Genomic DNA, 24137 nt, shown 5'->3' with positions numbered 1-24137 from the left:
CGACCGGCATCCTCATGCAAGGCGACCTGGCGCCTCGCGGTTAGCGAAAAAAGCGGGCGGTGAAGCTGGGGGACTTCACCGCCCTTTAGACCCTTCCGACGGAGGGGGGCGTATTCCACCGAAAGGGAACTGGTGGGAGCGGGCTTTGAGGCCCGCCCCCCGGAAAGAGCCGTCGGCGGGGGCGACTATGCCGGCGACACCTTCCATCTGTTCAACGGTCCGAAGCTCAGCCCTTTGCCAGCGGCACCGCGACGAAGCGCGAAGATCCACCGCTCTTGACCCGCATCAGCACGCTGTTCTTGTTGTCGGAGCGCGCGGCGTTGATGGCTTCGCGCACGTCTCCGGCATTGGTGACGCTCTTGCCGGCGACTTCGAGAATCACGTCGCCTTCCTTGAAGCCGCGCTCTGCCGCAGCGCTCTTCGGAACGACCTCGGTCACCACGACGCCGTCCTTGCCGGCGCCGGCAACGCTGTTGGCCGGAGCGAGCGTCAGGCCGAGCCGCGGCTCGTCGGTGCCCTTGCTCGCACCGCCCTTGTCCTTGTCGGTGTCGGCCTTGGCTTCGACGGTGTTCGGCAGCTGGCCGAGCGTCAGGTTGATGACCTTGTCCTGGCCCTTGCTCAGCACGTTGAGCTTCACTGCAGCGCCGGGCGCGAGGGCGCCGATGGTGCGGGCGAGTTCGCGGGCATCCTTGACCGGCTGGCCATTGACCGCCGTGATGACGTCGCCGGAAGCGATACCGGCCTTTGCCGCCGGACCGTTGGCCTGCGGTTCCGCCACCAGCGCGCCTTCGGCCTTCTTGAGCCCGAGGCTGTCGGCGATGTCGGCCGTCACCGGCTGGATCTGGACGCCGATCCAGCCGCGGCTGACCGAGCCCTTGTTCTGGAGCTGGTCGATCACGCTCTTCACGGTCGATGCCGGGATCGAGAACGCAATGCCGACGCTGCCGCCGGACGGCGAATAGATCGCGGTGTTGACGCCCATCACTTCGCCGTCGGTGTTGAAGGCCGGGCCACCGGAGTTGCCCTTGTTAACCGGCGCGTCGATCTGGATGAAATCGTCATAAGGTCCGCTACCGATGTCGCGGCCGCTGGCCGAAACGATACCGGCCGTCACCGAGCCGCCGAGGCCGAAGGGATTGCCGACCGCCAGCACCCAGTCGCCGATCCGCGGCTTGCTGGTGGAAAGCTTGGCGAACGGGAAGTCGGTGCGGCCGTCGACCTTGATCAGCGCGAGGTCGGTGCGCTGGTCGGTACCGATCACCTTTGCAGTGTAGGTCTTGCCGTCGTCCATCGTGACTTCAACCTTGTCGGCGCCGTCGACCACGTGGTTGTTGGTTACGGCGAATCCGTCCGGCGAGATGAAGAAGCCCGAACCCTGACCCGATACCGGGCCGCGGCGGGGTCCACCGCGCATGCCGGGGGGCAGGCCGTCAGGCCCGCCGAAACGCTTGAAGAAACGCTCCATCGGCGAGCCCGGCTGGAACGGCGAGTCGTCGTTGGTGCCGGAGCTGTCGTCCTTGGAAGCGGTCTTCTCGGCGATATTTATCTTGACCGAAATCACCGACGGCTTCACGCGCTCGACGATGTCGGCAAAGCCGATCGGCTTCTCCACCTTGCGGACTTCGGCGCTGACCTGCGCATGCGCGGCGCTGCTGAAGACATCGACCGGGCCGTGCGACGGGCTGAAGCCGTAGACGGCAACGCCGAGGCCGGCCACGACCGAGGCCATAAGCGCAAACTTGCGGGCGGAGAACAGCTGGCGGCGCGGCGCGCGGTACGACGGAAGCGAAGAGAAATCGGTGGGACGTTCGGTCATTTAGCAATCTCCAGAGCCTGATTCGACGGTGCGGGGGCGAGCACCTTACGGGTCTGAAGATGGGGGTCGCAGCCTTACCGCGCGCTGGCGGGGGAATTAAACTTTTGTAATGATGGCGTATCTCCAATGCGGCGGAATATCGCAGGATGACAGCGGCCTTGGCTGCGGGGCTAAAGCGGTTTCTCGGACGACGCTTCCGCGTCCAGCAACCGTTCCAGCCGGGCTTCCTCGTCCGCTGTCAGCTTGACCAGGGATTCGTCTTCCCTGGCACCGGACCCGGAACGGCGCCGCATATTGACCCACAATGCGAGCCCGCCACCGGCCAGCGCCAGCGGCGGCAACAGCCACAGCAGCAGCGTGTGGGAGTTGAACCTGGGTTTCAGCAGCACGAACTCGCCGTAGCGCGCCACCAGGAAGTCGATCACCTGGGCGTCGCTGTCGCCCGACGCGATCCGCTCGCGCACCAGGAGGCGCAGATCGCGCGCCAGTGGTGCGTCGGAATCGTCGATCGACTGGTTCTGGCACACCATGCAGCGCAATTCGCGTGACAGATCCCGCGCCCGCGCTTCCCTGGCCGGATCGGACATCACCTCGTCAGGCTGCACGGCATGGGCGCTCGATGCGGCAAGAGCCGTCATGAAGACGAATAGAATCGCAAACAGCTTCGGCATATTCTCTCCTCATGAGGAGCATCCGAGGGATGCGTCTCGAAGGATGGCGTCACCAAGAATTCATCCTTCGAGACGCCGCTTCGCGGCTCCTCAGGATGAGGAAGAGTTCCTACTCCGCCGCCTGCAAGCCGCGCGCGGCCTTCGCGGGCTTCGGGGCCCCGACCCGCAGCCTGCGGTCCGACAATGACAGCACACCGCCGAACGCCATCAGGATCGGGCCCCACCAGATCAGCAGCACCATCGGCTTGTAATAGATGCGCACCGCGATCGCGCCATCGGCGGCGGTCTCGCCCAGCGAGATATAGAGCTGGCTGGCGCCGTTGGTCAGCAGCGCTGCCTCGGTGGTCGAGGATGCCCTCGCGGCGAAATTGCGCTTCGACGGTGTCATCTCGCTGAGCCGCTGGCCATCGCGGCTGACCGTGAACTGCGCCAGCATCTCGCTGAAATTCGGTCCCTTGCGCTGCGTCACGTCCTCGAGTTTCAGTTCATAGCCGGCGATTTTCGCCACATCGTCGGGCCGCATCGATCCGATATATTCGCTGTTCCACGTGGTTTCGCAGACGATTCCGATCAGGGCGACGCCGACGCCGGCATGCGCGAACGCCGAGCCCCAGGTCGCACGCGGCAATCCCCGCGCGCGCCGCGCCGCCGTTGTGAACGGCACCCGGAACAGACCGGTGCGCTCGGCGAGGTCGGTGAGCGCACCGCCGATCACGAAGACGGCGAGCCCGATGGCGAGCGGCGCGAAGGCATTGCCGCCGCGCGTCCACGCCCACAGCATGGCGACCGCGAGCAGCGCCGCGATTCCGGCGGCGGTCAGGCGCTGCGCCGCGCCGAGCAGGTCGCCGCGCTTCCACGCCAGCAGCGGTCCGAACGGCACCGCGATCATCAGCGGCAGGAACAGCGGCCCGAAGGTCAGGTTGAAGAACGGCGCGCCGACCGAAATCTTGTCGCCGGTCAGGACTTCCAGCGCCAGCGGATACAGCGTTCCGATCAACACGGTGGCGCACGCCGCGGTGAGGAACAGGTTGTTGAGCACGAGCGCGCCTTCGCGCGAAATCGGCGCGAACAGCCCGCCCTGCTTCAGCGCCGACGCCCTGAAGGCATAGAGCGAAAGGCTGCCGCCGATGAAGATGCAGAGGATCAGCAGGATGAACACGCCCCGCGTCGGATCGGTCGCGAACGCATGCACCGACGTCAGCACCCCGGAGCGCACCAGGAAGGCGCCGAGCAGCGACAGCGAGAAGGTCAGGATCGACAGCAGGATGGTCCAGACCTTCAGCGCGTTGCGCTTCTCCATCACGACAGCGGAATGCAACAGCGCGGTGCCGGCCAGCCACGGCATCAGGGAGGCGTTCTCGACCGGATCCCAGAACCACCAGCCGCCCCAGCCGAGTTCGTAATAGGCCCAGTAAGATCCCATCGCGATCCCGAGCGTGAGGAAGATCCACGCCACCAGCGTCCAGGGCCGCACCCAGCGTGCCCAGGCCGCGTCGATCCGGCCTTCGAGCAGTGCGGCCACGGCGAATGAAAACGAGATCGAGAAGCCGACATAGCCGAGATAGAGCATCGGCGGATGCACCGCGAGGCCGATGTCCTGCAGCACCGGATTGAGGTCGCGGCCCTCGATCGGCGGGCTGGCGATGCGCAGGAACGGGTTCGAGGTGATCAGGATGAACAGGTAGAACGCGCTGGCGATCCAGCCTTGCACCGCCAGCACATAAGCGCGCAGCGACAGCGGCAGGTTGTTGCCGAACGCGGCGACCAGACCGCCGAACAGCGCCAGGATCGACACCCACAACAGCATGGAGCCTTCATGATTGCCCCATACGCCGGTGATCTTGTAGAGCAGCGGCTTGGATGAATGGGAGTTTTCGTACACGTTGACGACGGAGAAGTCGGACGTGACGTACAACATGACCAGTGCCACGAACGACACCGCGACGAACATGAACTGCGCCAGCGCGGTGGAGCGCGAGACATTCATCAGGGCGGGATCGCGCCAGCGCACGCCGAGGATCGGCACGGTGGACTGGATCAGCGCCAGCGCCAGCGCCAGCACCAGCGCGTAATGTCCTGACTCCGCGATCACTGGGAAACTCCCTGGTTCGCCTGCGGCGCGCCTTGTGCCGCGGCGGCGGGTTTGGCGCTGTAATCCGGCTTCTTCGCGCCGTAATCGTCTTTCCAGTGTCCCTGCTTCTTCAGCGCGTCCGCGACTTCCTTCGGCATGTAGGTTTCGTCATGCTTGGCAAGCACGGTATCGGCCTTGAAAACGCCTGTTGCATCGAGGGCGCCCTCGGCGACCACCCCCTGCCCTTCGCGGAACAGATCGGGCAGAATGCCCTTGAAGGAAACCGGCAGCGCGGCGCTGCCGTCGGCAACCTGGAAGGTGACCGCAAGATTGTCGCCGCGCACCAGCGATCCCGGCTGAACCAGACCGCCGAGCCGGAACCGCTTGCCGGCGGCGACCGGCTTTTCCGCCAGCATCGTCGGCGTCGAGAAGAACACGATCGAATCGCGCATCGCGTTCAGCACCAGCGCCGCCGCGACGGCGAGCACCGCGAGCGAACCGCCGATCATTGTCAAACGCCGCTGCTTGCGCGTCATGCCTCGCCTCTGGTCTTTCGCCCGATGTGATCCGAAAACCGCGTCACACGTTTCGGCATCATGCTTATCCGTCGAGCCCGAGATTCTTCAGGCCCTCATTCAGTTCCCGCAGCCGTGCTTCGTCGTTGGCAACGGCCTGTCGGGCGTCGCCGAGCGCGGACCTCGCCTTGTCGCGATCGCCCATCACCATATAGGCACGCACCAGCCGCAGCCATCCTTCGACATCGTCGCCGTTCTGCTTCAATCGGGTGGCGAGGCGCTCGACCATGCCGCGGATCATTTCGCTGCGGTCGGCCTCCTTCATGTCTTTTGCCGCGGCCATCGCCTCGTTCGAGAGCACCGGCGCCCCGGGCAACGGGACCGGCGCTCCGCCGACCCGCGCCAGGGCGGCCTGCACCAGCGGCCGCCACGGCGCATCCGGTGGCGCTTTTGCCAGCATGGCACGCCAGATCGAAGCGGCCTCGCTGCCGCGTCCGTCCTGCTCGGCAGCCAGCCCCAGGAAGTAGCTCGCCTTGACCTCGTCGGCGTTCATCGCGACAGCGCGTTCGAATTCGGTCTTCGCCTCCGCGGTGACCACGCCGCCCGCAGCGGCGGCCAGCGCTTCGCCGAGATCGGACCGGCGCTCGGAACTGTCGCCATTATACGTGATCGAATTGCGGTAGGCGCGGACAGCTTCGTCGAAGCGGCCGAGCCGCGCCAGCACCGGCGCCAGCACGTTCCAGCCCCGGCCATCGGTCGGATTCTTCTCCAGATGCGCCTCGACCTGCGCGACCATGTTTTCAAAGGGCTGGGCGGCATCGGGCGCGCGGGCGCGCTGGGCCAGCGGGAAATCGCCGAGACGCGGCGATCCAAGCGGGAGGTAAGTCGCCACCGCGATGATCGGGAGGCCGATCAGCGCCAGCATGGCTGCGGATCGGCGCAACCTGACACTTGATGCGACCGGCGCATCGTCCTGACTGTCCCTCGCGGCCAGCAGCCGGCGGCTGATCTCGACGCGCGCGGCTTCAGCTTCGGTGGAACCGATCAGTCCGCTGGCGACATCGCGGTCGATCTCGCCGAGCTGATCCCTGTAAACGGCAGCCTCGCTGCCTTCGCTCTGCGGCCGGCCGGCCCGGCGCAACGGCCAGAGCACGGCGAAGATCGCCGCGACGGTCATCAGCGCGAACACAAACCACAGCGTCATCAGCCCAAGTTCCGGTGGAACGGCGCCACAGCAGGCGCCGATGCGCCGCTTTACACCACGGGCGGCGACCCGGGCAATTGACAATTATCAATCTGCCTGCGACGCGGGGAAAGCCCGAAAACCCACGCAAAACCGGTATTAGCCGACGTGAAACCCGACGCTTTGCGCGACCGGGGCGCCGTGCCCGTTCAGCGCTTTCAGATAATAGTCGCCCGGCTCGACCGTGGCCGGCAGCCTGATCCGGAGCGAGCCGGCGGGGGCCGGCGACGCGATCGTCGTGATCGGGTCGGTCAATTGCCGATCATTGGTCTTGTCGACCAGGACCACCTTGGCGCCGATCATCAGGTTTCGATACGTTGCGGAGACGACGCGGTTTTCGATTTCCACGTAATTAATGATTGAGTTCATATTGCAAAATTCAATGACTTGATGAAACCGGCACCGCGAGGTGTACGTCCCACGCCGAAATCAGTCAATCAAAATTGCAACCTATAATTTTACCAACTGTTTAACTAGCGCGCGACGGCTTGCGTTCGACGGTCTGCGCGTTTTCGGCCGCCCTGCTCATCAGCGATGCATAGTCCTGGCCGAACAATACCTCGCAGAAGCGGATCGCCGCCCTGACCTGCATCTGCCGGAAGCCGCGCGTCCTGGCGTCGCCGCCACGCAGCGATTGCACCAGCGACTCCGTGGACTTCTCGATATATTGCTGCAGGTCGGAGTAGGTCCGCAGCGTGACCTCGTTGATCGCGAGCTCGCTGGCATAGGTCCGGCATACCGCGACGAAATCGATCAATGCCGCGGTTTCATCGACATCGGCGTTGTCGATCTTGGCGCCGACGGGAATATCCTTGTCGGCCCGCTGTCGCAGCAGGCGCCGGACCCGGCCGGGCACGCTGTCGATTTCCGCTTGCAGGGCGTTGGAAATATCGGCCCGGATCGACGTCAGCTGCTTGCCCCAGGAAGAATCGTTGCGCAGATCGAGTTCGGTCCGCAAGCCGCGCACGCCGTCATGAAGGGTCTTGAGCTGGTCCGCAACGGTGTCGAAATGGCCGCGCTTGATGTCGGTCCGCAGACTGGCCGCGAGCATCGACAGGTCATGCAGCGCAATGGTGACGGCAACGCCGTAGGGCGTCGCCGCAACCCGGATCTCGTCGTCGGACGCGGCCATCTTGATGGCCAGGCGGATGATCTGCCACGGCGCCGGCAGCCGCTGCATCACCAGCGACAGCGCGAACGGCAGCAATTGCGGGGTTTGCAGCGAAGGAACGTTGAGGCACGCGCTGATCGAGGCGATCTGCGAATCCGCGAATACGCGCAGCAGGCTGGGAAGCCGGCCGTTGAGGGTATCGATGGCTTCGCGGGCCTGCAGCACCGAGCCGATCGGCAGCACATCCTCGATCACCTTGGGCGGACCGATCCGGGTCAGCGCGCGCTGATGGTCGCCGCCGGGTACCGGTTTGGCGATCCTGAAGATCGCATCCGCCGCGGCGTGCTGAAACTTGCGGACGGCCACTTCGAGCTCGGACGTCGACCCGCCTTGCTGCACCCGCTCCAGCGCCGCTTCGAATTCCCTCGCCTGGTCGGGCGCACCCTCGCGGATCAGCCACTGCCAAACCGGCAGCAACGACGTGCGGCGAATCTGACCTGGCCGCACCGGAGCGCTGCCTTCGACCAGAAACGGCTCGAGCGGGCGGAACAGCAGGCGGGCCGGATCGTCGACGCGCGGCTTCGCCTCTTCATCGGTTCCGCGCACGATCTTGCGCAGTTGTTCGAGCACGAAGGTGGCCACCGTGGTGTCCTCGCCCCGCTCGATGGCGCGTTCGAACTCGCGCATCAGCAGCGCCTGCGCCTGCGGCGGAAGCTGCGCGAGATAGTCCCTCAGCCGCTCGATCGATGTCTGGCCCATGCGCCCGGTATGGATGCGTGTTTCGCTCGGACGGCAGTCGGCGTCCACCCGTCATTATAAGAGCCCCGGCGTTAAGAACCCGTTTAGGAATAATGCATTGCCAGGGTGCCGCCCCCTGTCAAAACGCGGCTGGCAGGCTGGACGAGGCTCACACCCCCGGCAGCACCAGTTCCGCCCGCAATCCACCTATCGGCGCGTCGCCGAGGGTAAGGCTGCCGCCATACAGGGCCGCGAGGTCGACCACGATCGACAGCCCCAGCCCCGACCCCGGCATGGATTCATCCAGCCGCTGGCCCCGGCGCGAAACCTGCGCCCGTTCAGCCGCCGACAGGCCGCGCCCGTCGTCGTCGACGATGATGCGGAGCATCCGGCCGGCGCCCGGCTCGGCCGCCGGTTCCACCACGACCTCGATGAAGACCTGCGCCGCCGCCCATTTGCAGGCATTGTCGACGAGATTGCCGGCCATCTCCTCGAGATCCTGCCGCTCTCCGCGAAACTTCGCCTGGGCGTCGGCCTTGACGCCGATGGCGATGTCGCGATCCCGATGAATCTTTTCCATGGTCCGGCGCAATGCCTCGATCGCGGGCGCGACCTCGGTGACGGTGCCTATCACGGTGAGCCGCGCGGCGATGCGGGCGCGCTCCAGATGGTGCGCGACCTGGTCCCTCATCACATCGGCCTGCTCCAGCACCTTGGCCGCGAACGGATCGCCGCCGCGCGCGGAGGCTTCGTTGACGATGACCGAGAGCGGCGTCTTGATGGCGTGTGCGAGATTGCCGACATGGGTGCGGGCGCGCTCGACGATTTCCCGGTTGGCATCGATCAGCGCGTTGGTCTCCCGCGCCAGCGGCGCGATCTCGACCGGGAACTCGCCCTCCAGCCGTTCGGCGCGGCCGGAACGGACATCGGCGATCGAATCCGAGATGCGTTTCAGCGGCGCGAGCCCGAAGCGGACCTGGAAGATGGTGGTCAGCACCAGCACGATCGACAATGCCGCGAAGGTACTGCCGAGGTAGTAATCGAAGCTGCGGGTTTCGTCGAAAATCTCCGAGGCATCGCCGGCCACGCTGACCAGGAAAAAGCCGTCGATGCCGAGGTCGACCGGCCGTTCCACCATCCGCAACAGCTGGCCCTCGGGACCATCGACATAGCCGAGGCGAACGCCGGCCGCGGTCAGGTCAGCGCCCTGCTCCTCGAGCTTCGGCAGCTTCTTGTCCCACAGCGAACGCGACGCGCGCAGCTCGGGCTTGTCGCCATCCGCGCGCGCGATCTGCCAATACCAGCCGGACAGCGGCAGTTCGAACAGCGGTTCGCCGAGCGACTGGAACTGACCGGGCGTGCTGTCCGGGGTTGCCACTTCCGCAATGATGGTGCGGAGATAAAGATTGAGGCGGCGGTCGAACGCGCGCTCGGTCGCGTCGCGATAGACCGAGGACAGTACGATCCCGGTGAGGAGCAGGATCACCACCACCCAGGCGGTCGCCGACAGGAACAGACGGGTGGCGAGCGAACTGCCGCGCATCAGGACGTCATCCCGAAGCGCAGGTCGAAACCCAGGGGGCAACACGGGGCGAAATGCAGGTGTCCGGGACACGTCCCGATAAGGCTTTGCCGGTTTTCAAACTGGATCATGCCCGGACCAGAGCGCAAGCCGGGGGCCCGATCAATACCCTTGATCAGGCGCCCGGCGAGGGCGGCGTCAGGAGATAGCCGAGGCCACGCACGGTCTGGATGATGTCAACGTCCAGCTTCTTGCGGATACGGCCGACGAAAACTTCGATGGTATTGGAGTCACGGTCGAAATCCTGGTCGTAGAGATGCTCGACCAGTTCGGTGCGCGACACCACGCGTCCGGTGTGGTGCATCAGATAGGCCAGCAGGCGGTATTCGTGCGAGGTCATCTTGATCGGGTTACCCGACACGCTGACCCGACCCGTCCTGGTGTCCAGCGACACCGGCCCGCAGGTCAGTTCGGATTGGGCGTGGCCGGCGGAGCGGCGCAGCAACGCCCGGATCCGGGCCAGCACTTCCTCGAGATGAAACGGCTTGGCGACGTAGTCGTCGGCACCGGCGTCAAAGCCCTGCACCTTGTCGCTCCAGCGGTCGCGCGCGGTGAGGATCAGCACCGGCATCGCTCGGCCGTTGCGGCGCCACGCCTCCAGCACCGAGATGCCGTCCATTTTCGGCAGACCGATGTCGAGCACGACGGCGTCGTAGGGTTCGCTGTCGCCGAGAAAATGTCCTTCCTCGCCGTCGAAGGCGCGGTCGACCACATAGCCGGCATCGCTCAGCGCCGTCGTCAGCTGACGGTTGAGATCCGGATCGTCTTCCACGACGAGCAGGCGCAAGCTGGTCTTCCCCAAAATTTTCCGGCAATTTGCCGCCATCCAGATGAGGCGTTGCGGCGTGAATGCCGGATGAACACGGATCGATTCGCATCATTACTTTTTCTTCATGACCGCGTCGACCGCTGTATGACCGCCCCAGAGGGCGAGGCAACGGCTGGTTCCAGGGCAGACCATCGCTGCCTGCGTCCAAATAATCCGACAAAGCGAGCGCTATTGAACAGCGAGTCGCGCGCGTTCGGAGTCAGGCTGGTGCATCACCAAGAGGCCCTTTGGCGATTGCTGGTGACAGAGAGTTTCAGGCTCCCGCCTCCTCCATGAGGACCGTCACGTCCCGCACAGGCAGCAGCGGGAGAGGCGTTCGCTCTCCGGGACGCTGCTGTTCGTCCTGCCGACCTTCGCCGTCGCTGCGACGGCTTCGGAATGTCGCGGTGGTTTTCGACGCATTGAATTCGGCGACCGACGGCTCGTGGCTTTGCATGGGCTGTCGCCTCGCCGTCCGAGGCCCGATGTCGGGCGTTTCCTCCCAGACTGCCCGGCGGCCCCACGGCTGCCGGGCGCTTTTGCGTCAGGAGCCAGGTGTCTGCGGACGCTCAGGTGCGGAAGAAGACGAACCAGACCACGCCGAGGATCAGCACCGCGAGTCCGGTCGAGATAGCAAGCAGGGCAAGCACCGACGGCCCCGGCTCGGCCTGGCGGGCTTCCGTCGCGGTTTCGACGATCTGGTCGTCGCGCTTAGTTGCCATGGTGCCCTCCTGAAGCGCCCCGAAAAAACTGCAAGTCATTGCGTCGTAACGCCAGAACGCAACGCCCGGTACCGGATGATGTTCCGGGATTCGAGGCCTGTGCTGCCAAATCGCCGCACTCCGTGGCCGGCGCGGACGGGCTCTCACGCCGTGCAACCATCCCGCTTCGCCACGGTTAACGCCGTTAGGAGATTCCCGCCCGGTCCGCTTGAAACCGGTTCCTCCGGTGGTATCCTCACCAGTCGCCTGTTGCGTTTTTGGAGTATCCCATGGCCCCCCGCGCCAACTGGAAAGGCTTTCTGCGCCTTTCGCTCGTGACCTGCCCGGTCGCCCTGTATCCGGCGACGTCGGATACCGAGAAGGTCTCCTTCAACCAGATCAACCGCAAGACCGGCCACCGCATCAAATATGCCAAGGTCGATGCCGATACCGGCGAGGAAGTCGCCGCCGAAGACATCATGAAGGGCTACAAGATCGACACCGACACCTACATCGAGGTGTCGAAGGACGAACTCGAAGACATCGCGCTGGAATCGACCCGCACCATCGAGATCGACGAGTTCGTTCCGAAAACGGACATCGACAACCGCTATCTGATCCGTCCCTATTACCTGGTACCGGACGGCAAGGTCGGCCATGACGCCTTCGCGGTCATCCGTGAGACCATTCGCAGCATGAACAAGGTGGCCATCGGCCGCCTGGTGCTGACCAACCGCGAACACATCATCGCGCTGGAGCCGCTCGACAAGGGCCTGATGGGCACGTTGCTGCGCTACCCCTACGAGGTGCGCAGCGAGAAGGAATATTTCGAAGACATTCAGGACGTCAAGATCACCAAGGACATGCTGGATCTCGCCAGGCATATCGTCGAACAGAAATCCGGCTCATTCGAGCCCGAGCAGTTCGAGGATCGCTACGAATCCGCGCTGATCGAGTTGATCAATCAAAAACGCAACGGTTTGCCCATCGCCGCGAAGGCCGCGCCGAAATCGGGCGGCAACGTCATCAATCTGATGGACGCGCTGAAGCGCAGCCTCGCCAGCGAGAAGCAGTCCGCCCCTGCCGCCGCCAAAGCCACCGACAAGACAAAGGGCAAGAAGCCGCGCAAGGCCGGCGCCGGCCAGCGCGAGATGCTGCTGCCGATCAGCGGCAGCGGCAAGCGCGCGGCGAGACAGGAGCCGAAGCAGGATCCGAAGAAGGCCGAGAAGCCGGCGCGCGCGCCGGTGCGGTCGAAAAAGGCGGGCTAGATGCGACAGCGCCCGCCGCGGCGCGCGATCGCCAACGGCCGGGGCGTGACGGCCTTGCAGCACCCCCTCGCCTGAGATGCCGTGGTCGGCGCCGTTCGATGAGCCGATCCGCTTGCGCGGTGGCGCCAGGCTGACCACGCTGCAGCATGCCGCGGATCATGTCATGAAGCTGCCGAAAGCCGTTCAGCAGCAGGAGTGCTGGCAGATCGCGGTGGAGAACCTGATCAATGCCGCCGAGCTCGGCGGCGGCTGGCTGATGTTCGCCCGGATCGGGATGTTGCGGGCGCTGAATGGAGACGGCGAAGGCCGCTAGCCGCGCTCAAACCGCAAGCTCTACTTCAGCGATGAATTCACCGAGGTAAAGCTGCCGCTGAGGGAGGTGCCGATGCCGTTGACGGCGGCGATGATCACGAAGGCGATCCCGGTCGCGATCAGGCAATACTCGATGGCGGTGGCGCCGGACTGGTCATAGACGAATTTTGAAAAGAGCCGTCGCATCCAGAACTCCTGTCGACGCGCCACGGATTGGTCCCGTGCGAATATGTGGCAGAAGCTAGATCGGATTGGTTGACGGTGGATTGAAGAACAGGCTGAACGATCAATTAAGGCCGACCCCGGTATTTGCCGGATTCGCCGACGCCGCCTGCGAGCGCAGCGTTCGCACCGGTATTCATACGGGACCCAAAATTTACCTTTGATTGCACGCCTGGCTCACATGGTCTCCGCATTGGAGTGAGCAGAAATGCCGGCCCCGCGGGACTCGAGAAAGAACTATATCGGCATCGTGAACGACAGGGTCGCGGAGCAACGCGCCGTCGAGTCACTGTCGAAATCCGGTCACTTCGTGAAACAGTATTTCCTTGCCTTGATGGCCGTGCTGAAACGGCGACGTGAGACGAGAAGCTGACTTTGCTTCCCGCCTCACCTCGCCTGACTTCACAGCATAACTTGAACCTGGACGCTCGCGATCAGAAGTTACGCTGGGCGCGAACCTGCAGCAGGACCGTGTCCTGGTCCTTGAACTCGTAGAGCGCGTTCGGCTTCGGCGCGGAGGCGGTGAAGACCGAGCTGCCCGACATCTTCTGATCGAGGTGGAACCACTGAACTTCGGCCGAGAACGTCAGGTTCTTGACGGGAGTCCAGCGGGTGATCACGCCGAGCTGGGAGACGTTGAAGTCCGGATTGCAGGTATAGTTGCCGACCTGGTTTCCAACGGCTGCCTGCCCCGGATGACTCGCGGCGAAGGCGGCGCAATAGGCACCCTTGGCAGTGGTCACGCCGAGCCCGTTGATGTTGTCGTTGGCGCCACCGTCATAGCGGATGGCGGAGTAGCTTCCGAACAGGCTGGTCGACCAGTAGGGATCCCAGTTGTGGTTGAACGCACCGCGAATGCCCCAGGCCGTCGTGAGCTTGAGACCGCCGGTGCCGGCGGCGCCGGGGAAATAAACGGCGTCGGTGGTCGCGCCAAAGCCGACGCTCTGGTAGCCGAAGCTGCTGTCGCTGAACATCGCGAAGCTCGGCGAGCTGCCGGAGGTCCCGATCACCTGCTTGGTGGCGCCCTTGGCGTAGCTGACGTCGATCTTGATGTCGTCGCCCTTGCCGGTGGGAATGTTCTTGATCTGCAGCGCCGCCATCACCGAACCGCCCCACTTGCTGTCGGGGTGGCCGCTGATTTCGGAAAGGTTGTTCGGCACCGCGCCGGCCGCCAGCGTGTTGTAGGATGCATTCACGAGATGCGCCCTGCCCGAGAGCTGGAACAGGCCCCAGGCCTGATCGATGCGGATTCTGCCGACGATGTCGGGAGCAACCGCGCCGCCATAGGCGTTGGCGCCCGTTCCACTGGTGCTGATCGCGCCGGGGATGCTCAGGTTGTTGACGGTTGTGCGGTTCCACACCGTCGGATCTTCGAGGCCGATGCTGCCGGAGATGCCGTTGCCGAATTCCGCGGTGTACTGGATGTTGTTGACGCCGGTATCGGTGACATGGCCGCCAAGCAGGTTCGAGGTGATGTTGCCCGGGGCACCGTGCCAGGGCGTTGCATAGGCCGAGGCGGATTTGCCGAAGGTGAAGCCGGCGAACTGGATGAACAGGAATTCGACTGCGACGTAACCGCCGCCCGCCGTTGAAAGCAGGGCGCTGCTGAGGCCCGAACTCTGGGAGCCGACCGAACCCGCCGGATTGGTGCTTCCGAAATTCTGGAACTGGAAGTCACCCTGACCGAAGGTGCGCACGACGCCGTATTCGGTGGCGGTGCGGGTATCGATCTGCAGCGCCATGCGCGAACGGCCGACGAAGTCATCGGCATAGCGGTTGTTCTGGCCGAGATCGCCGCTCCAGGCCGGCGAACCGTGCGCACCGCCATTGAAGGTGGTGTCGACACGCAGATAGCCGCCGACCTTGATGCAGGTGTCGGTGCCCGGAATATAGAAGAAGCCGGCGCCGTACAGCGAGCAGATCCTGACATATTCGACGGCCTTGGCCTTGACCGGGAGGTCGGCCGCCTGGGCTGCGCCGATGGCGAGAAGGCTCGCCGCCGAGCCGAGGATGAGTTTTCGATACATGGTCATTCTAATTCTCCGGTATGAACCACAAGCCTGCACTGCATGATCTCGATGCGTGCGAAGCCAGTAACGCACTGTTCATCCCGGCGAATGACACGGGGGTGACACGGCCCATTTTCGGCGCGCCTGTGGCCCCTGTGCAACGCAGTGACGCGCGCCGCAGTGATTCCCAGCGAGGAAAAAAACAGCGGCAATGACGTTCCATGTCATCAACCATACACATTTGCCGCATGGCGGACGGCCACGCGGCTTCGCCGTCGCGGCATGCCCCGAAATTCCCTGCCGGGATGCTGGATCGTCGCGAAGATCAGAAATTGCGTTGGGCGCGGACCTGCAGCAACACCGTGTTCTGGTCCTTGAACTCGTAGAGAGCCGCCGGCTTCGGTGCGGCCGCGGTAAACGCCGAACTGCCCGACATCTTCTGATCGAGGTGAAACCAGAGCGCCTGAACCGAGATGGTCAGGTTCTTGACGGGAACCCACCGTGTCATCACCCCGAGCTGCGAAACGTTGAAGTCGGGATTGCAGCTGTAGTTGCCGGCCTGGTTTCCAACGGCTGCCTGGCCCGGGTGACTGGCTGCGAAGGCAGCGCAATAAGCGCCCTTGGCGGTGGTCGTTCCGAGCCCGTTGATGTTGTCGTCGGCTCCGCCGTCATAGCGGACACTGGAATAACTCCCGAACAGGCTGGTCGACCAGTTGGGATTCCAGTTGTGGTTGAAGGCGCCGCGGACACCCCAGGCCGTGGTCAGCTGGATGCCGCCCGTCCCCGCGGCGCCCGGGAAATAAACGCCGTCCGTGGTCGCCCCGAAACCGACGCTCTGGTAAGCAAACCCGCTGTCCCCGAACATGGCGAAGCTCGGCGAACTGCCACTGGTCGCGATCACTTGCTTGGTGTGGCCTTTGGCGTAGCTCACGTCGATCTTGATATCGTCGCCCTTGCCGGTCGGGATGTTCTTGATCTGCAAGGCTGCCATCACCGAACCGCCCCACTTGCTGTCGGGGTGACCGCTGATCCCGGAGAGATTGGTCGGGACGCTCCCGGCGCCCAGCGTGTTGTAGGAGCCGGTCACCTCATGAGCCGCGGCCGAAAGCTGCAACAAACCCCAGGTCTGGTCGACGCGGATGTTGCCGACGATGTCGGGCGCTCGCAGGCCGGCATACGCGTTCGAACCGGTTCCGTTGGCGCCGATCGCAGCGGGGACGCTCAGATTGTAAACGGCCGTGCGGGTCCAGACCGAGGGATCATCGAGACCGATGCTGGCGGACAGGCCGTTGCCGAACTGCGCGGTGTACTGGATGTTGTTGATACCGGTATCCGTATTGTTGCCGCCGAGCAGGTTCGCACTGATGTTGCCCGGGAAACCATTCCACGGCGTCGAGTAGGCGGACGACGACTTGCCGAAGGTGAAGCCGGCGAACTGGATGAAAAGATACTCGACCGCAACATAGCCGCCGCCGGCGGTGGAAAGCAGTGCGCCGTTGAGGCCGGTGGTCTGGCTACCGACCGAACCTGCCGGGTTGGTGCTTCCGAAGTTCTGGAACTGGAAATTGCCATGGCCGAAGGTGCGCACGACGCCGTATTCGGTGGCGGTGCGGGTGTCGATCGATAAAGCCATCCGCGAACGGGAGAGGAAGTGATCGCGAAAACGGTTCTGCTGGCCGAGATCGCCGCTCCAGGCCGGCGCACCGTGGGCACCGCCGTTGAAGGTGGTGTCGGCGCGCAAATAGCCCCCGAGCTTGATGCAGGTATCGGTGCCGGGAATGTAGAAGAATCCGGCACCATAGAGCGAGCAGATCCTGACATGTTCGATCGCCCTGGCCTTGACCGGGAGGTCGGCCGCCTGCGCACCACCCGCGAGCAGCAGCGCCGCCGCTGAGCCGAGGATTAGGTTTTTGCTCGCCATGGGAGTTCCCCGATTCGCGTTTCATGCAGATGCATATGTCATACGCCCGTCAGGGTAAAAACCGCAGGCGGTAATCACACGCCGTGATCGGGACAGCAATTTGGACCGGGGCTGTGTTCTTTACGCCACGTCCGGAAAGTTACGGGTTCCGTGATTGAGGCGGGTCGGATGGCGGTGCGATGCATATCAGAGCCTCGCGGGTAAGCCGGCGCGCGCCTTTACCGAACGGGAGATTCCTGTTCCAACTATCCGCCAAAGGCCGCGCCCTCAAGATCGGCCATTTCAAGGGAGAACGGCATGAAGCTCGGCACCGCCATCGCAGAAATCATGAAGCGGGAGGGTATCGAGATCCTCTGCGGTTATCCGGTCAACCACCTGATCGAACATGCCGCCGCCGTCGACATCCGCCCCGTGATGGTGCGGCAGGAGCGCATCGGCATCCACATGGCGGATGCGATCTCGCGGGTCACCTCGGGGCAGACCATCGGCGCCTTCTGCATGCAGCATGGCCCGGGGGCCGAAAACGCCATGGGCGGCGTGGCGCAATGCTACGGCGAGTCGGTGCCGGTGCTGGTGCTGCCGATGGGTTATGCGCGGCGGCTGGCCCATATCGACCCGAACTTCAATTCCAGCCAGGCGATGCGGGCTTTTTCAAAGTCGTCCGAGCCGATCAACATTGCCGCCGAAGTCTGCAACATTTTTCGACGCGCATTCACCAGGCTGAAGAACGGCCGCGGCGGGCCTGTCATCGTCGAAATTCCGGCCGACATGTGGAACGAGGAGGTGCCGGAGCCGCTGAACTACACCCCGGTGCTGCGCACCCGCTACGGCGCCGATCCCGTGCATATCAAGGAAGCCGCGGCCGTGCTGATGGCGGCCAAACGCTCGGTGATCTACGCCGGCCAGGGCGTGCATTACGCCAAAGCCTGGCCGCAGTTGAAGCGGCTGGCCGAACGGCTCGCCATTCCCGTGACCACCAGCCTCGGCGGCAAGTCGTCGTTTCCGGAAGACCACCCGCTGTCGCTCGGCTCCGGCGGCCTGGCCGTGCCGCGCGCGGTTCCCAAATTCCTCGGCGAGGCCGATGTGATCTTCGGCATCGGCTGCTCTTTCACGGAAACCTCGTTCGGCATCGCCATGCCGAAGGGCAAGACCATCATCCACTCGACGCTCGACCCCAACCATCTCAACAAGGATGTCGAGGCCCAGATCGGCCTGGTCGGCGACGCCGGCCTCGTGCTCGACGCGCTGCTCGAGGAGATCGGCAAGACCGTCAAATCGGATCGCGACGCCAGCGCCGTCGCCGCCGAGATCGCGGCGTCGCATAAGGAGTGGCTGGCGAAATGGCTGCCGAAGCTGACCCACAACGACGCGCCGCTCAATCCCTACCGCGTGCTGTGGGACCTGCAACATACCGTCGACATCAGGAACACCATCATCACCCATGATGCCGGCAGTCCGCGCGACCAGCTCTCGCCATTCTGGAAGTCGGTCGAGCCGTTGTCCTATATCGGTTGGGGCAAGACCACCCAGCTCGGCTACGGGCTGGGCCTCGCCATGGGCGCCAAGCTGGCAAAGCCGGACAAACTCTGCATCAACGTCTGGGGCGACGCCGCGATCGGTTTCACCGGCATGGATTTCGAAACCGCGGTGCGGGAGCGGATTCCGATCATGTCGATCCTGCTCAACAATTTCAGCATGGCGATCGAATTGAAGGTGATGCCGATCTCGACCGAAAAATACCGCTCGACCGACATCTCCGGCGACTACGCCGCGATGGCGCGCGCCTTCGGCGGCCATGGCGAGCGGATCACCAAACCGGAAGACATCATCCCCGCCATCCAGCGCGGCATCGCCAAGACCAAAGAAGGCATTCCAGTGCTGCTGGAGTTCATCACCTCGAAGGAAACCGAGGTATCGCGGCCGGGGACGTGAACGGCTGCAGCCGTCAACGCGACGACCGAGGTTGCGCGGCCGGGGTCCTTAGGATCCCGACGAGCGCCGTCTTAGGGCTTGAAGAATGCGGGATCGTTCAGCGCCTTGATCATGGTGTCCACCATGTCGGCGGCGGCATGGTCTTCGCGCTCTTCCAGCAGTTCCCACATCTTGCGCAGGTTGGCGCGCAGCGGCGCCTTCAGCGAGGGATCGCGTTCGATCAGGGTCCGTGCGATGCAGAAGGCGATCCCCTCGGTACCCATCTTGGTCTGTTCAATCGTGGCTTTGCTCATGACGAGTTCCTGCAGGTTAGATGTCCGGTGGTTGCGGCCGCTGTAGATGAATTGCCGGCCGATAGATAGCCGCCACGGCAGGATGCGGCGTAGGCGCGCGTTCTATTCCGCCGGATCGGCCGGGATCATGGCCGGACCGGCCAGCGGCCGCTCTTCCATCAGGATCATGCACAGCAATGAGACGGCGATCAGGGCCGTGGCGGCGCCGAACACGTAGCGGAACGCCGTGACCATGTCGGCCGCGGCTATCGCATTCACCGTCCCGCGATGCTCGCCGACGGAGATGCCGGCGCCGAGCGACATCAGCAGGATGGCGCTGAACGCGGCCACCATGAACGACGCCATCAGCGCGCGAAAGAAATTCATCGCTCCGGTGGCGGTGCCGATCTGGAATCGCGCCACCGAATTCTGCACCGATACCACGCTGACCGGAAACACCGTGCCGAGCCCGAGCGCGTATACCGACAGCAGCGCCAACAGCCCCCATAACGGCATCGCCGCCACCGCGAGCACGCCTCCCGCCAACACCGCACACCCGGTCCCGGCGATGGCCACCCGCTTGTAATGCCTGGCGCGGGCCATGGTCTTGCCCGCGATCGCGGCGCCGACCGTCGAAACCGCCGCCAGCGGAATCAGCGCCAGCCCGGCCTCGCTGGCGCTGAGATGATAGACCACTTCGTAATACAGCGGCAGATGCACGGTCAGCCCCAGCATCGCACCCATCGCGCAGCTGCCGGCCGCCATCGCATAGGGCACCACCGTTCCGCCCAGCAGCGGCAGCGGCAGGAAAGGCTCGTCGGCATTGCGGGCATGCCACACGAACGCCAGCGCGAGCGCGATGGATGCGCCGATCATCGCCATGATGACCGGCGAGAGCCAGAGGTAGCGGTTGCCGCCCCAGGTCAGCACCAGCATGATCACCACGGCGGAAGCCATCAGCAGGATGCCGCCGAGCCAGTCGACCTTGCGCCGGCGGTGAAACACCGGGATCTTGCCCATCTTCGGCAGCAGCAGCGCCAATGCGCCGAGCGCCAGCGGCACGTTGATCCAGAAGATCATCGACCAGTGCAGGTGCTCGGCGAACACACCGCCGAGAATCGGCCCGCTGATGCCGCCGATCACCCATACGCCGCTGAAATAGGCCTGGTACTGGCCGCGCTCCCGCGGGCTCACCACGTCGGAAATCACGGTTTGCACGATCGGCATGATGCCGCCGCCGCCGAGCCCCTGCAGGGCGCGCGCCAGGATCAGCACCGTGATGTTCGGCGCCAGCGCGCACAGCACCGAGCCCGCGACGAACAGGCTGAGGGATACGATGATCATGGCACGGCGGCCGTAGATGTCGCTGAGCGTGCCGAACAGCGGCGCCACCGCGGTCGATGCCAGCAGATAGGCCGAGATCACCCAGGCCAGGCTGGAGACGTCATTGAACTGGCGGCCGATGGTCGGCAGCGCGGTGGCGACGATGGTCTGGTCGAGCGCGGCCAGAAACATCGTCAACAGCAGGCTCATCAGGATGGTGCGGACTTCGCCTTGCGTCAGCGGCACCTGCGGCGCGATCGGCGGCGCATCGCTGAGTTCGAGGACCTTCTCCGGCGATGGCGGCGGATCGCCGGCGCTGGCCTCAGGCAATGTTTGCTGGTCGGCCGGGTGATGGCCCTGCCGTTCGAACTTGTTCATTTGGCCGCGTGTGATCGGGGCGCGGCGGGGCCGCGGAATCGCTGTATCGAGGCAATGTAACGGGGAAATCGTGGCCCCGGCAGCGGGTTGCACGCATGGGTGCATCCCGCGAAGCGACAATCGCGATCGCGTGATCGGCCCTCCCCGCCGCAGTTACCTCGGTGGCCGCTTCTTCAGCCGGGCCCGCTTCGGCAACAGCGCCGGCCATTGCACGATATGGTCCTCGAGGTCGGCGTCCGCGATCTCGTTCTCGGTCCCCTGCACCCGTCCGCGCACGGAGACGCCGGCTTCGTGAACGGTGGTGGGGTCGCCCGAAATCAGCGGGTGCCACCAATAGAGATCGCGGCCCTCCGCCACGAGCTTGTAGCCGCAGCTCGGCGGCAGCCAGTTCAGGGTGCGGACGTTGTCAGGCGTCAGGCGAACACAGTCGGGAACCTGGTCGGAGCGGTTCGCATAGTCCTTGCAGGCGCACAACCCGGCATCCAGCAGCTTGCAGGACACATGGGTGAAGTAGATCTTGCCGGTATCCTCGTCCTCGAGTTTTTCCAGGCAGCAGCGCGCGCAGCCGTCGCACAGGCTTTCCCATTCGGCGCTGGACATCTCTTCCAACGTCTTGGTTTTCCAAAAGAATCCCTCTTGACCCGAGGGCGGCTTGGGCTGGGCGGTCATAATTCCCTGACTGGGCGGTAATGGGCTCGGACCCCTTCTATAGCGATTTCGACCGACGTGGGTACCGGTAACTCCGGTCCGCGCGCCAAAGCTGACCGGCGGCGTTAGCCCTGCTGTTCAAATGGTGAGCCAGACCATTGGTTTATGGTCCCCGCTCGGTTAGATAGGAGACGAGTCCCCGATGGCGTAAAAGCGCCTTGGGTTTGCCGCAACATTCCCGCATGACGTCTCGACGGTGCCCGGCCGGGCGCCTTCAAGCGCTGCGAACTGACTTGGGGTCCCGGTGCGCCAGATCGTACCACCACAGTGGAAGAAGAAGATCCGGCACTGGATGCTGGATCTGGATGCGCGCATCGACTCGACGCTGTTCTCGTCGGGCAAGGGCCTCCGCGAGCTTTATGAGCGGTTCTCCACCTTCATGGACCGCTTCTATGTCGGCCGCTGGAAACGCTGGGTCTTCATCGAACCCGTCTCCGAGGCCGCGACCATCGGGCTCGTCGGCCTGGTGCTGATGCTGGCGCTGGCCGTGCCGGCGTTTCGCGAGACCGCGGACGACGACTGGCTGAAGAAGTCCGATCTCGCGGTGTCGTTTCTCGACCGCTACGGCAATCCGATCGGCAATCGCGGCATCAAGCACAATGATTCGATTCCACTGGAGGATTTTCCGGATCACCTGATCAAGGCGACGCTCGCCACCGAGGACCGCCGGTTCTATGACCATTTCGGCATCGACATCGCCGGCACCAGCCGCGCGCTGGTTACCAACGCGCAGGCCGGCGGCGTCCGCCAGGGCGGCTCATCGATCACCCAGCAGTTGGCGAAGAACCTGTTTCTGAACAACGCGCGCACCATCGAGCGCAAGGTCAAGGAAGCCTTCCTGGCGGTCTGGTTGGAAACCCGCCTCACCAAGAATGAAATTCTGAAACTCTATCTCGACCGCGCCTATATGGGCGGCGGCACCTTCGGCGTCGATGGCGCCGCGCATTTCTACTTCAACAAGTCGGCGCGCGACGTCACTCTGGCGGAATCCGCGATGCTGGCCGGGCTGTTCAAGGCCCCGACCAAATATGCGCCGCACATCAACCTGCCCGCCGCCCGCGCCCGCGCCAATATCGTACTGGACAATCTGGTCGATGCGGGCTTCATGACCGAGGGTCAGGTGTTCGGCGCGCGGCGCAACCCGGCGATGGCAGTCGATCGCCGCGACGAGAATTCACCGAACTACTATCTCGACTGGGCGTTCGAAGAGATGCGCCGGCTGGTCGATACCTTTCCGAAATCCTATGTCGAGCGTGTCTTCGTGGTCCGCACCTCGGTCGACATGACGGTGCAGCGCGCTGCGGAGGCTGCCGTCGAAAACCAGTTGCGCCAGTTCGGCCGCGACTATCACGCCACCCAGGCCGGAGTCGTGGTAGCCGATCTCGACGGCGGCGTGCGCGCGATGGTCGGTGGCCGCGACTACGGCGCCAGCCAGTTCAACCGCGCGGTGGACGCGATGCGCCAGCCTGGTTCGTCGTTCAAGCCATACGTCTACGCCGCCGCGCTGCTGAACGGCTGGAAGCCGAACGACACCATCATCGACGGCCCGGTCTGCATCGGCAACTGGTGTCCGCAGAACTACGGCCATTCCTACTCCGGCAAGGTTACGCTGACGACGGCGATTACCCGTTCGATCAACGTGGTGCCGGTCAAACTGTCGATCTGGCTTGGCGGCAAGTCGCCAAATCCCGCCAAGGCCGGCCGGGCCAAGATCACCGAGCTGGCCCGCAAATTCGGCCTCACGGCGCCGCTGCCGGATACGCCGTCGATGCCGATCGGTTCCAACGAGGTATCGGTGCTCGAACACGCGGTTGCCTATGCCACCTTCCCGAACAAGGGCAAGTCGGTGACGCCGCATGCGGTGCTGGAAGTCCGCACCGGCACCGGAGACCTGGTCTGGCGTTTCGACCGCGACGGCAAGAAGCCGGTGCAGGCGATCCCGGCCTCGGTCGCCGCCGACATGTCGGGCATGATGAGCCACGTCGTCAGCGAGGGTACGGCGCGACGCGCGCGGCTCGACGGCATTCCGACCGCCGGCAAGACCGGAACCACCAACGCCTATCGCGACGCCTGGTTCGCCGGATTTACCGGCAACTTCACCTGCGCGGTGTGGTACGGCAATGACGACTACTCGCCGACCAACCGCATGACCGGCGGCTCGCTGCCGGCGCAGACCTGGCGCGACATCATGGTCGTCGCCCACCAGGGCGTCGAGATCAAGGAGATCCCGGGGATCGGCGCCGGCACGAAGCTGCCACAGCCCGCGGCCGCCGCGGGGATGGCGGCCAGTGGCGGGCTGAAGCTTCCGGACATCAAGCCCGGCCCCCCGCCGATCCTTACCAGGCGCGGCGCGGATATTCTGGTGCGGGTGGAAAAGATGCTCGACGAGGCCGGCAAGACCGCGGGCAAAGCCGCGCCGGGCGATGCCGCCAAAGCCGCCAAGCCGGTATCGTCAAGCGCTATCGCATTCCCGGATAGTTTTGCCGCGGCTGCACGGGGCGAAGCCGCGGCGACGCCTGCGCCCCGCAAGAACTGA

At 64.6% G+C, this 24137-nt stretch carries 20 protein-coding genes and 1 pseudogene; 4 read left to right on the top strand and 17 right to left on the bottom strand.

From position 1 onward, the window contains the following. Window positions 1-226 precede the first annotated feature (226 nt). The 11 genes from Q8R73_RS18080 to Q8R73_RS18030 all read right to left on the bottom strand — a co-directional run bounded on the left by Q8R73_RS18080 (window position 227) and on the right by Q8R73_RS18030 (window position 11277). Window positions 227-1816 carry a Do family serine endopeptidase gene (locus Q8R73_RS18080; RefSeq protein ID WP_305720918.1) on the bottom strand — a complete coding sequence of 530 codons (1590 nt, stop codon included), beginning with the start codon at window positions 1814-1816 and terminating at the stop codon, window positions 227-229. A 170-nt stretch (window positions 1817-1986) separates the two neighbouring features. Beyond that, the gene (locus tag Q8R73_RS18075; RefSeq protein WP_305720917.1) at window positions 1987-2487 is read right to left on the bottom strand and encodes a cytochrome c-type biogenesis protein; all 501 of its coding nucleotides are present in this window, start codon (window positions 2485-2487) and stop codon (window positions 1987-1989) included. 109 nt (window positions 2488-2596) lie between these two features. Next, window positions 2597-4579: a heme lyase CcmF/NrfE family subunit gene (locus Q8R73_RS18070; RefSeq protein WP_305720916.1), complete on the bottom strand. Its 1983-nt coding sequence runs from the start codon at window positions 4577-4579 to the stop codon at window positions 2597-2599. Next, on the bottom strand, window positions 4576-5094 hold the full coding sequence (gene ccmE, locus Q8R73_RS18065; protein ID WP_305720915.1) for a cytochrome c maturation protein CcmE: 519 nt from the start codon (window positions 5092-5094) through the stop codon (window positions 4576-4578). The genes Q8R73_RS18070 and ccmE overlap by 4 nt, the downstream gene beginning before the upstream one ends. A 64-nt stretch (window positions 5095-5158) precedes the next feature. Further along, on the bottom strand, window positions 5159-6277 hold the full coding sequence (gene ccmI, locus Q8R73_RS18060) for a c-type cytochrome biogenesis protein CcmI (protein WP_305720914.1): 1119 nt from the start codon (window positions 6275-6277) through the stop codon (window positions 5159-5161). A gap of 138 nt (window positions 6278-6415) precedes the next feature. Further along, window positions 6416-6685, bottom strand: coding sequence for a hypothetical protein (locus tag Q8R73_RS18055; protein ID WP_305720913.1), 270 nt, complete (start codon window positions 6683-6685; stop codon window positions 6416-6418). Window positions 6686-6785: 100 nt separating this feature from the next. Further along, window positions 6786-8186 (bottom strand): hypothetical protein, encoded by a 1401-nt coding sequence (locus tag Q8R73_RS18050; protein ID WP_305720912.1) that lies wholly within the window; start codon window positions 8184-8186, stop codon window positions 6786-6788. 148 nt (window positions 8187-8334) lie between these two features. After that, window positions 8335-9708, bottom strand: a complete 1374-nt coding sequence (locus Q8R73_RS18045; protein ID WP_305720911.1) for a sensor histidine kinase — start codon at window positions 9706-9708, stop codon at window positions 8335-8337. A 154-nt stretch (window positions 9709-9862) separates the two neighbouring features. Beyond that, window positions 9863-10534, bottom strand: coding sequence for a response regulator transcription factor (locus Q8R73_RS18040; protein ID WP_305720910.1), 672 nt, complete (start codon window positions 10532-10534; stop codon window positions 9863-9865). A gap of 295 nt (window positions 10535-10829) precedes the next feature. Further along, window positions 10830-11012, bottom strand: a complete 183-nt coding sequence (locus Q8R73_RS18035; RefSeq protein ID WP_305720909.1) for a hypothetical protein — start codon at window positions 11010-11012, stop codon at window positions 10830-10832. Between the two features lie 112 nt (window positions 11013-11124). After that, window positions 11125-11277 (bottom strand): hypothetical protein, encoded by a 153-nt coding sequence (locus Q8R73_RS18030; RefSeq protein WP_305720908.1) that lies wholly within the window; start codon window positions 11275-11277, stop codon window positions 11125-11127. A 269-nt stretch (window positions 11278-11546) separates the two neighbouring features. On the opposite strand from Q8R73_RS18030, the gene Q8R73_RS18025 reads away from it, so the two are divergent. Then, the gene (locus Q8R73_RS18025) at window positions 11547-12524 is read left to right on the top strand and encodes a Ku protein (protein WP_305720907.1); all 978 of its coding nucleotides are present in this window, start codon (window positions 11547-11549) and stop codon (window positions 12522-12524) included. A 76-nt stretch (window positions 12525-12600) separates the two neighbouring features. Continuing rightward, entirely contained in the window at window positions 12601-12837 is a 237-nt protein-coding gene (locus Q8R73_RS18020; RefSeq protein WP_305720906.1) for a hypothetical protein, read from the top strand. A 20-nt stretch (window positions 12838-12857) separates the two neighbouring features. On the opposite strand, the gene Q8R73_RS18015 is transcribed toward Q8R73_RS18020, so the two are convergent. The 3 genes from Q8R73_RS18015 to Q8R73_RS18005 form a co-directional block, all read right to left on the bottom strand. Next, window positions 12858-13022: a Flp family type IVb pilin gene (locus tag Q8R73_RS18015; protein WP_305720905.1), complete on the bottom strand. Its 165-nt coding sequence runs from the start codon at window positions 13020-13022 to the stop codon at window positions 12858-12860. A gap of 470 nt (window positions 13023-13492) precedes the next feature. Beyond that, window positions 13493-15091 carry a porin gene (locus Q8R73_RS18010; RefSeq protein WP_305720904.1) on the bottom strand — a complete coding sequence of 533 codons (1599 nt, stop codon included), beginning with the start codon at window positions 15089-15091 and terminating at the stop codon, window positions 13493-13495. Window positions 15092-15392: 301 nt separating this feature from the next. Beyond that, on the bottom strand, window positions 15393-16988 hold the full coding sequence (locus tag Q8R73_RS18005; protein WP_305720903.1) for a porin: 1596 nt from the start codon (window positions 16986-16988) through the stop codon (window positions 15393-15395). Between the two features lie 264 nt (window positions 16989-17252). Here Q8R73_RS18005 and Q8R73_RS18000 point away from each other — a divergent pair. Beyond that, window positions 17253-18920 (top strand): annotated as a pseudogene (locus tag Q8R73_RS18000) (thiamine pyrophosphate-requiring protein); the annotation flags it as partial. 71 nt (window positions 18921-18991) lie between these two features. Here Q8R73_RS18000 and Q8R73_RS17995 read toward each other — a convergent pair. The 3 genes from Q8R73_RS17995 to Q8R73_RS17985 form a co-directional block, all read right to left on the bottom strand. Next, window positions 18992-19213: a hypothetical protein gene (locus Q8R73_RS17995; RefSeq protein ID WP_305720902.1), complete on the bottom strand. Its 222-nt coding sequence runs from the start codon at window positions 19211-19213 to the stop codon at window positions 18992-18994. Window positions 19214-19315: 102 nt separating this feature from the next. Continuing rightward, window positions 19316-20893: an MDR family MFS transporter gene (locus Q8R73_RS17990; protein WP_305720901.1), complete on the bottom strand. Its 1578-nt coding sequence runs from the start codon at window positions 20891-20893 to the stop codon at window positions 19316-19318. 153 nt (window positions 20894-21046) lie between these two features. Next, a complete protein-coding gene (locus Q8R73_RS17985; protein ID WP_305720900.1) occupies window positions 21047-21562 on the bottom strand; it encodes a YcgN family cysteine cluster protein in 516 nt (171 codons plus the stop codon). 283 nt (window positions 21563-21845) lie between these two features. Here Q8R73_RS17985 and Q8R73_RS17980 point away from each other — a divergent pair, with 283 nt between their 5' ends. Further along, a complete protein-coding gene (locus Q8R73_RS17980; RefSeq protein WP_305720899.1) occupies window positions 21846-24137 on the top strand; it encodes a transglycosylase domain-containing protein in 2292 nt (763 codons plus the stop codon).

Source organism: Bradyrhizobium sp., from assembly GCF_030697065.1.
Lineage (GTDB): Bacteria > Pseudomonadota > Alphaproteobacteria > Rhizobiales > Xanthobacteraceae > Bradyrhizobium.
Note: the sequence above shows the minus strand (reverse complement) of the source record. Positions and strands in the feature narration are given on the sequence as shown.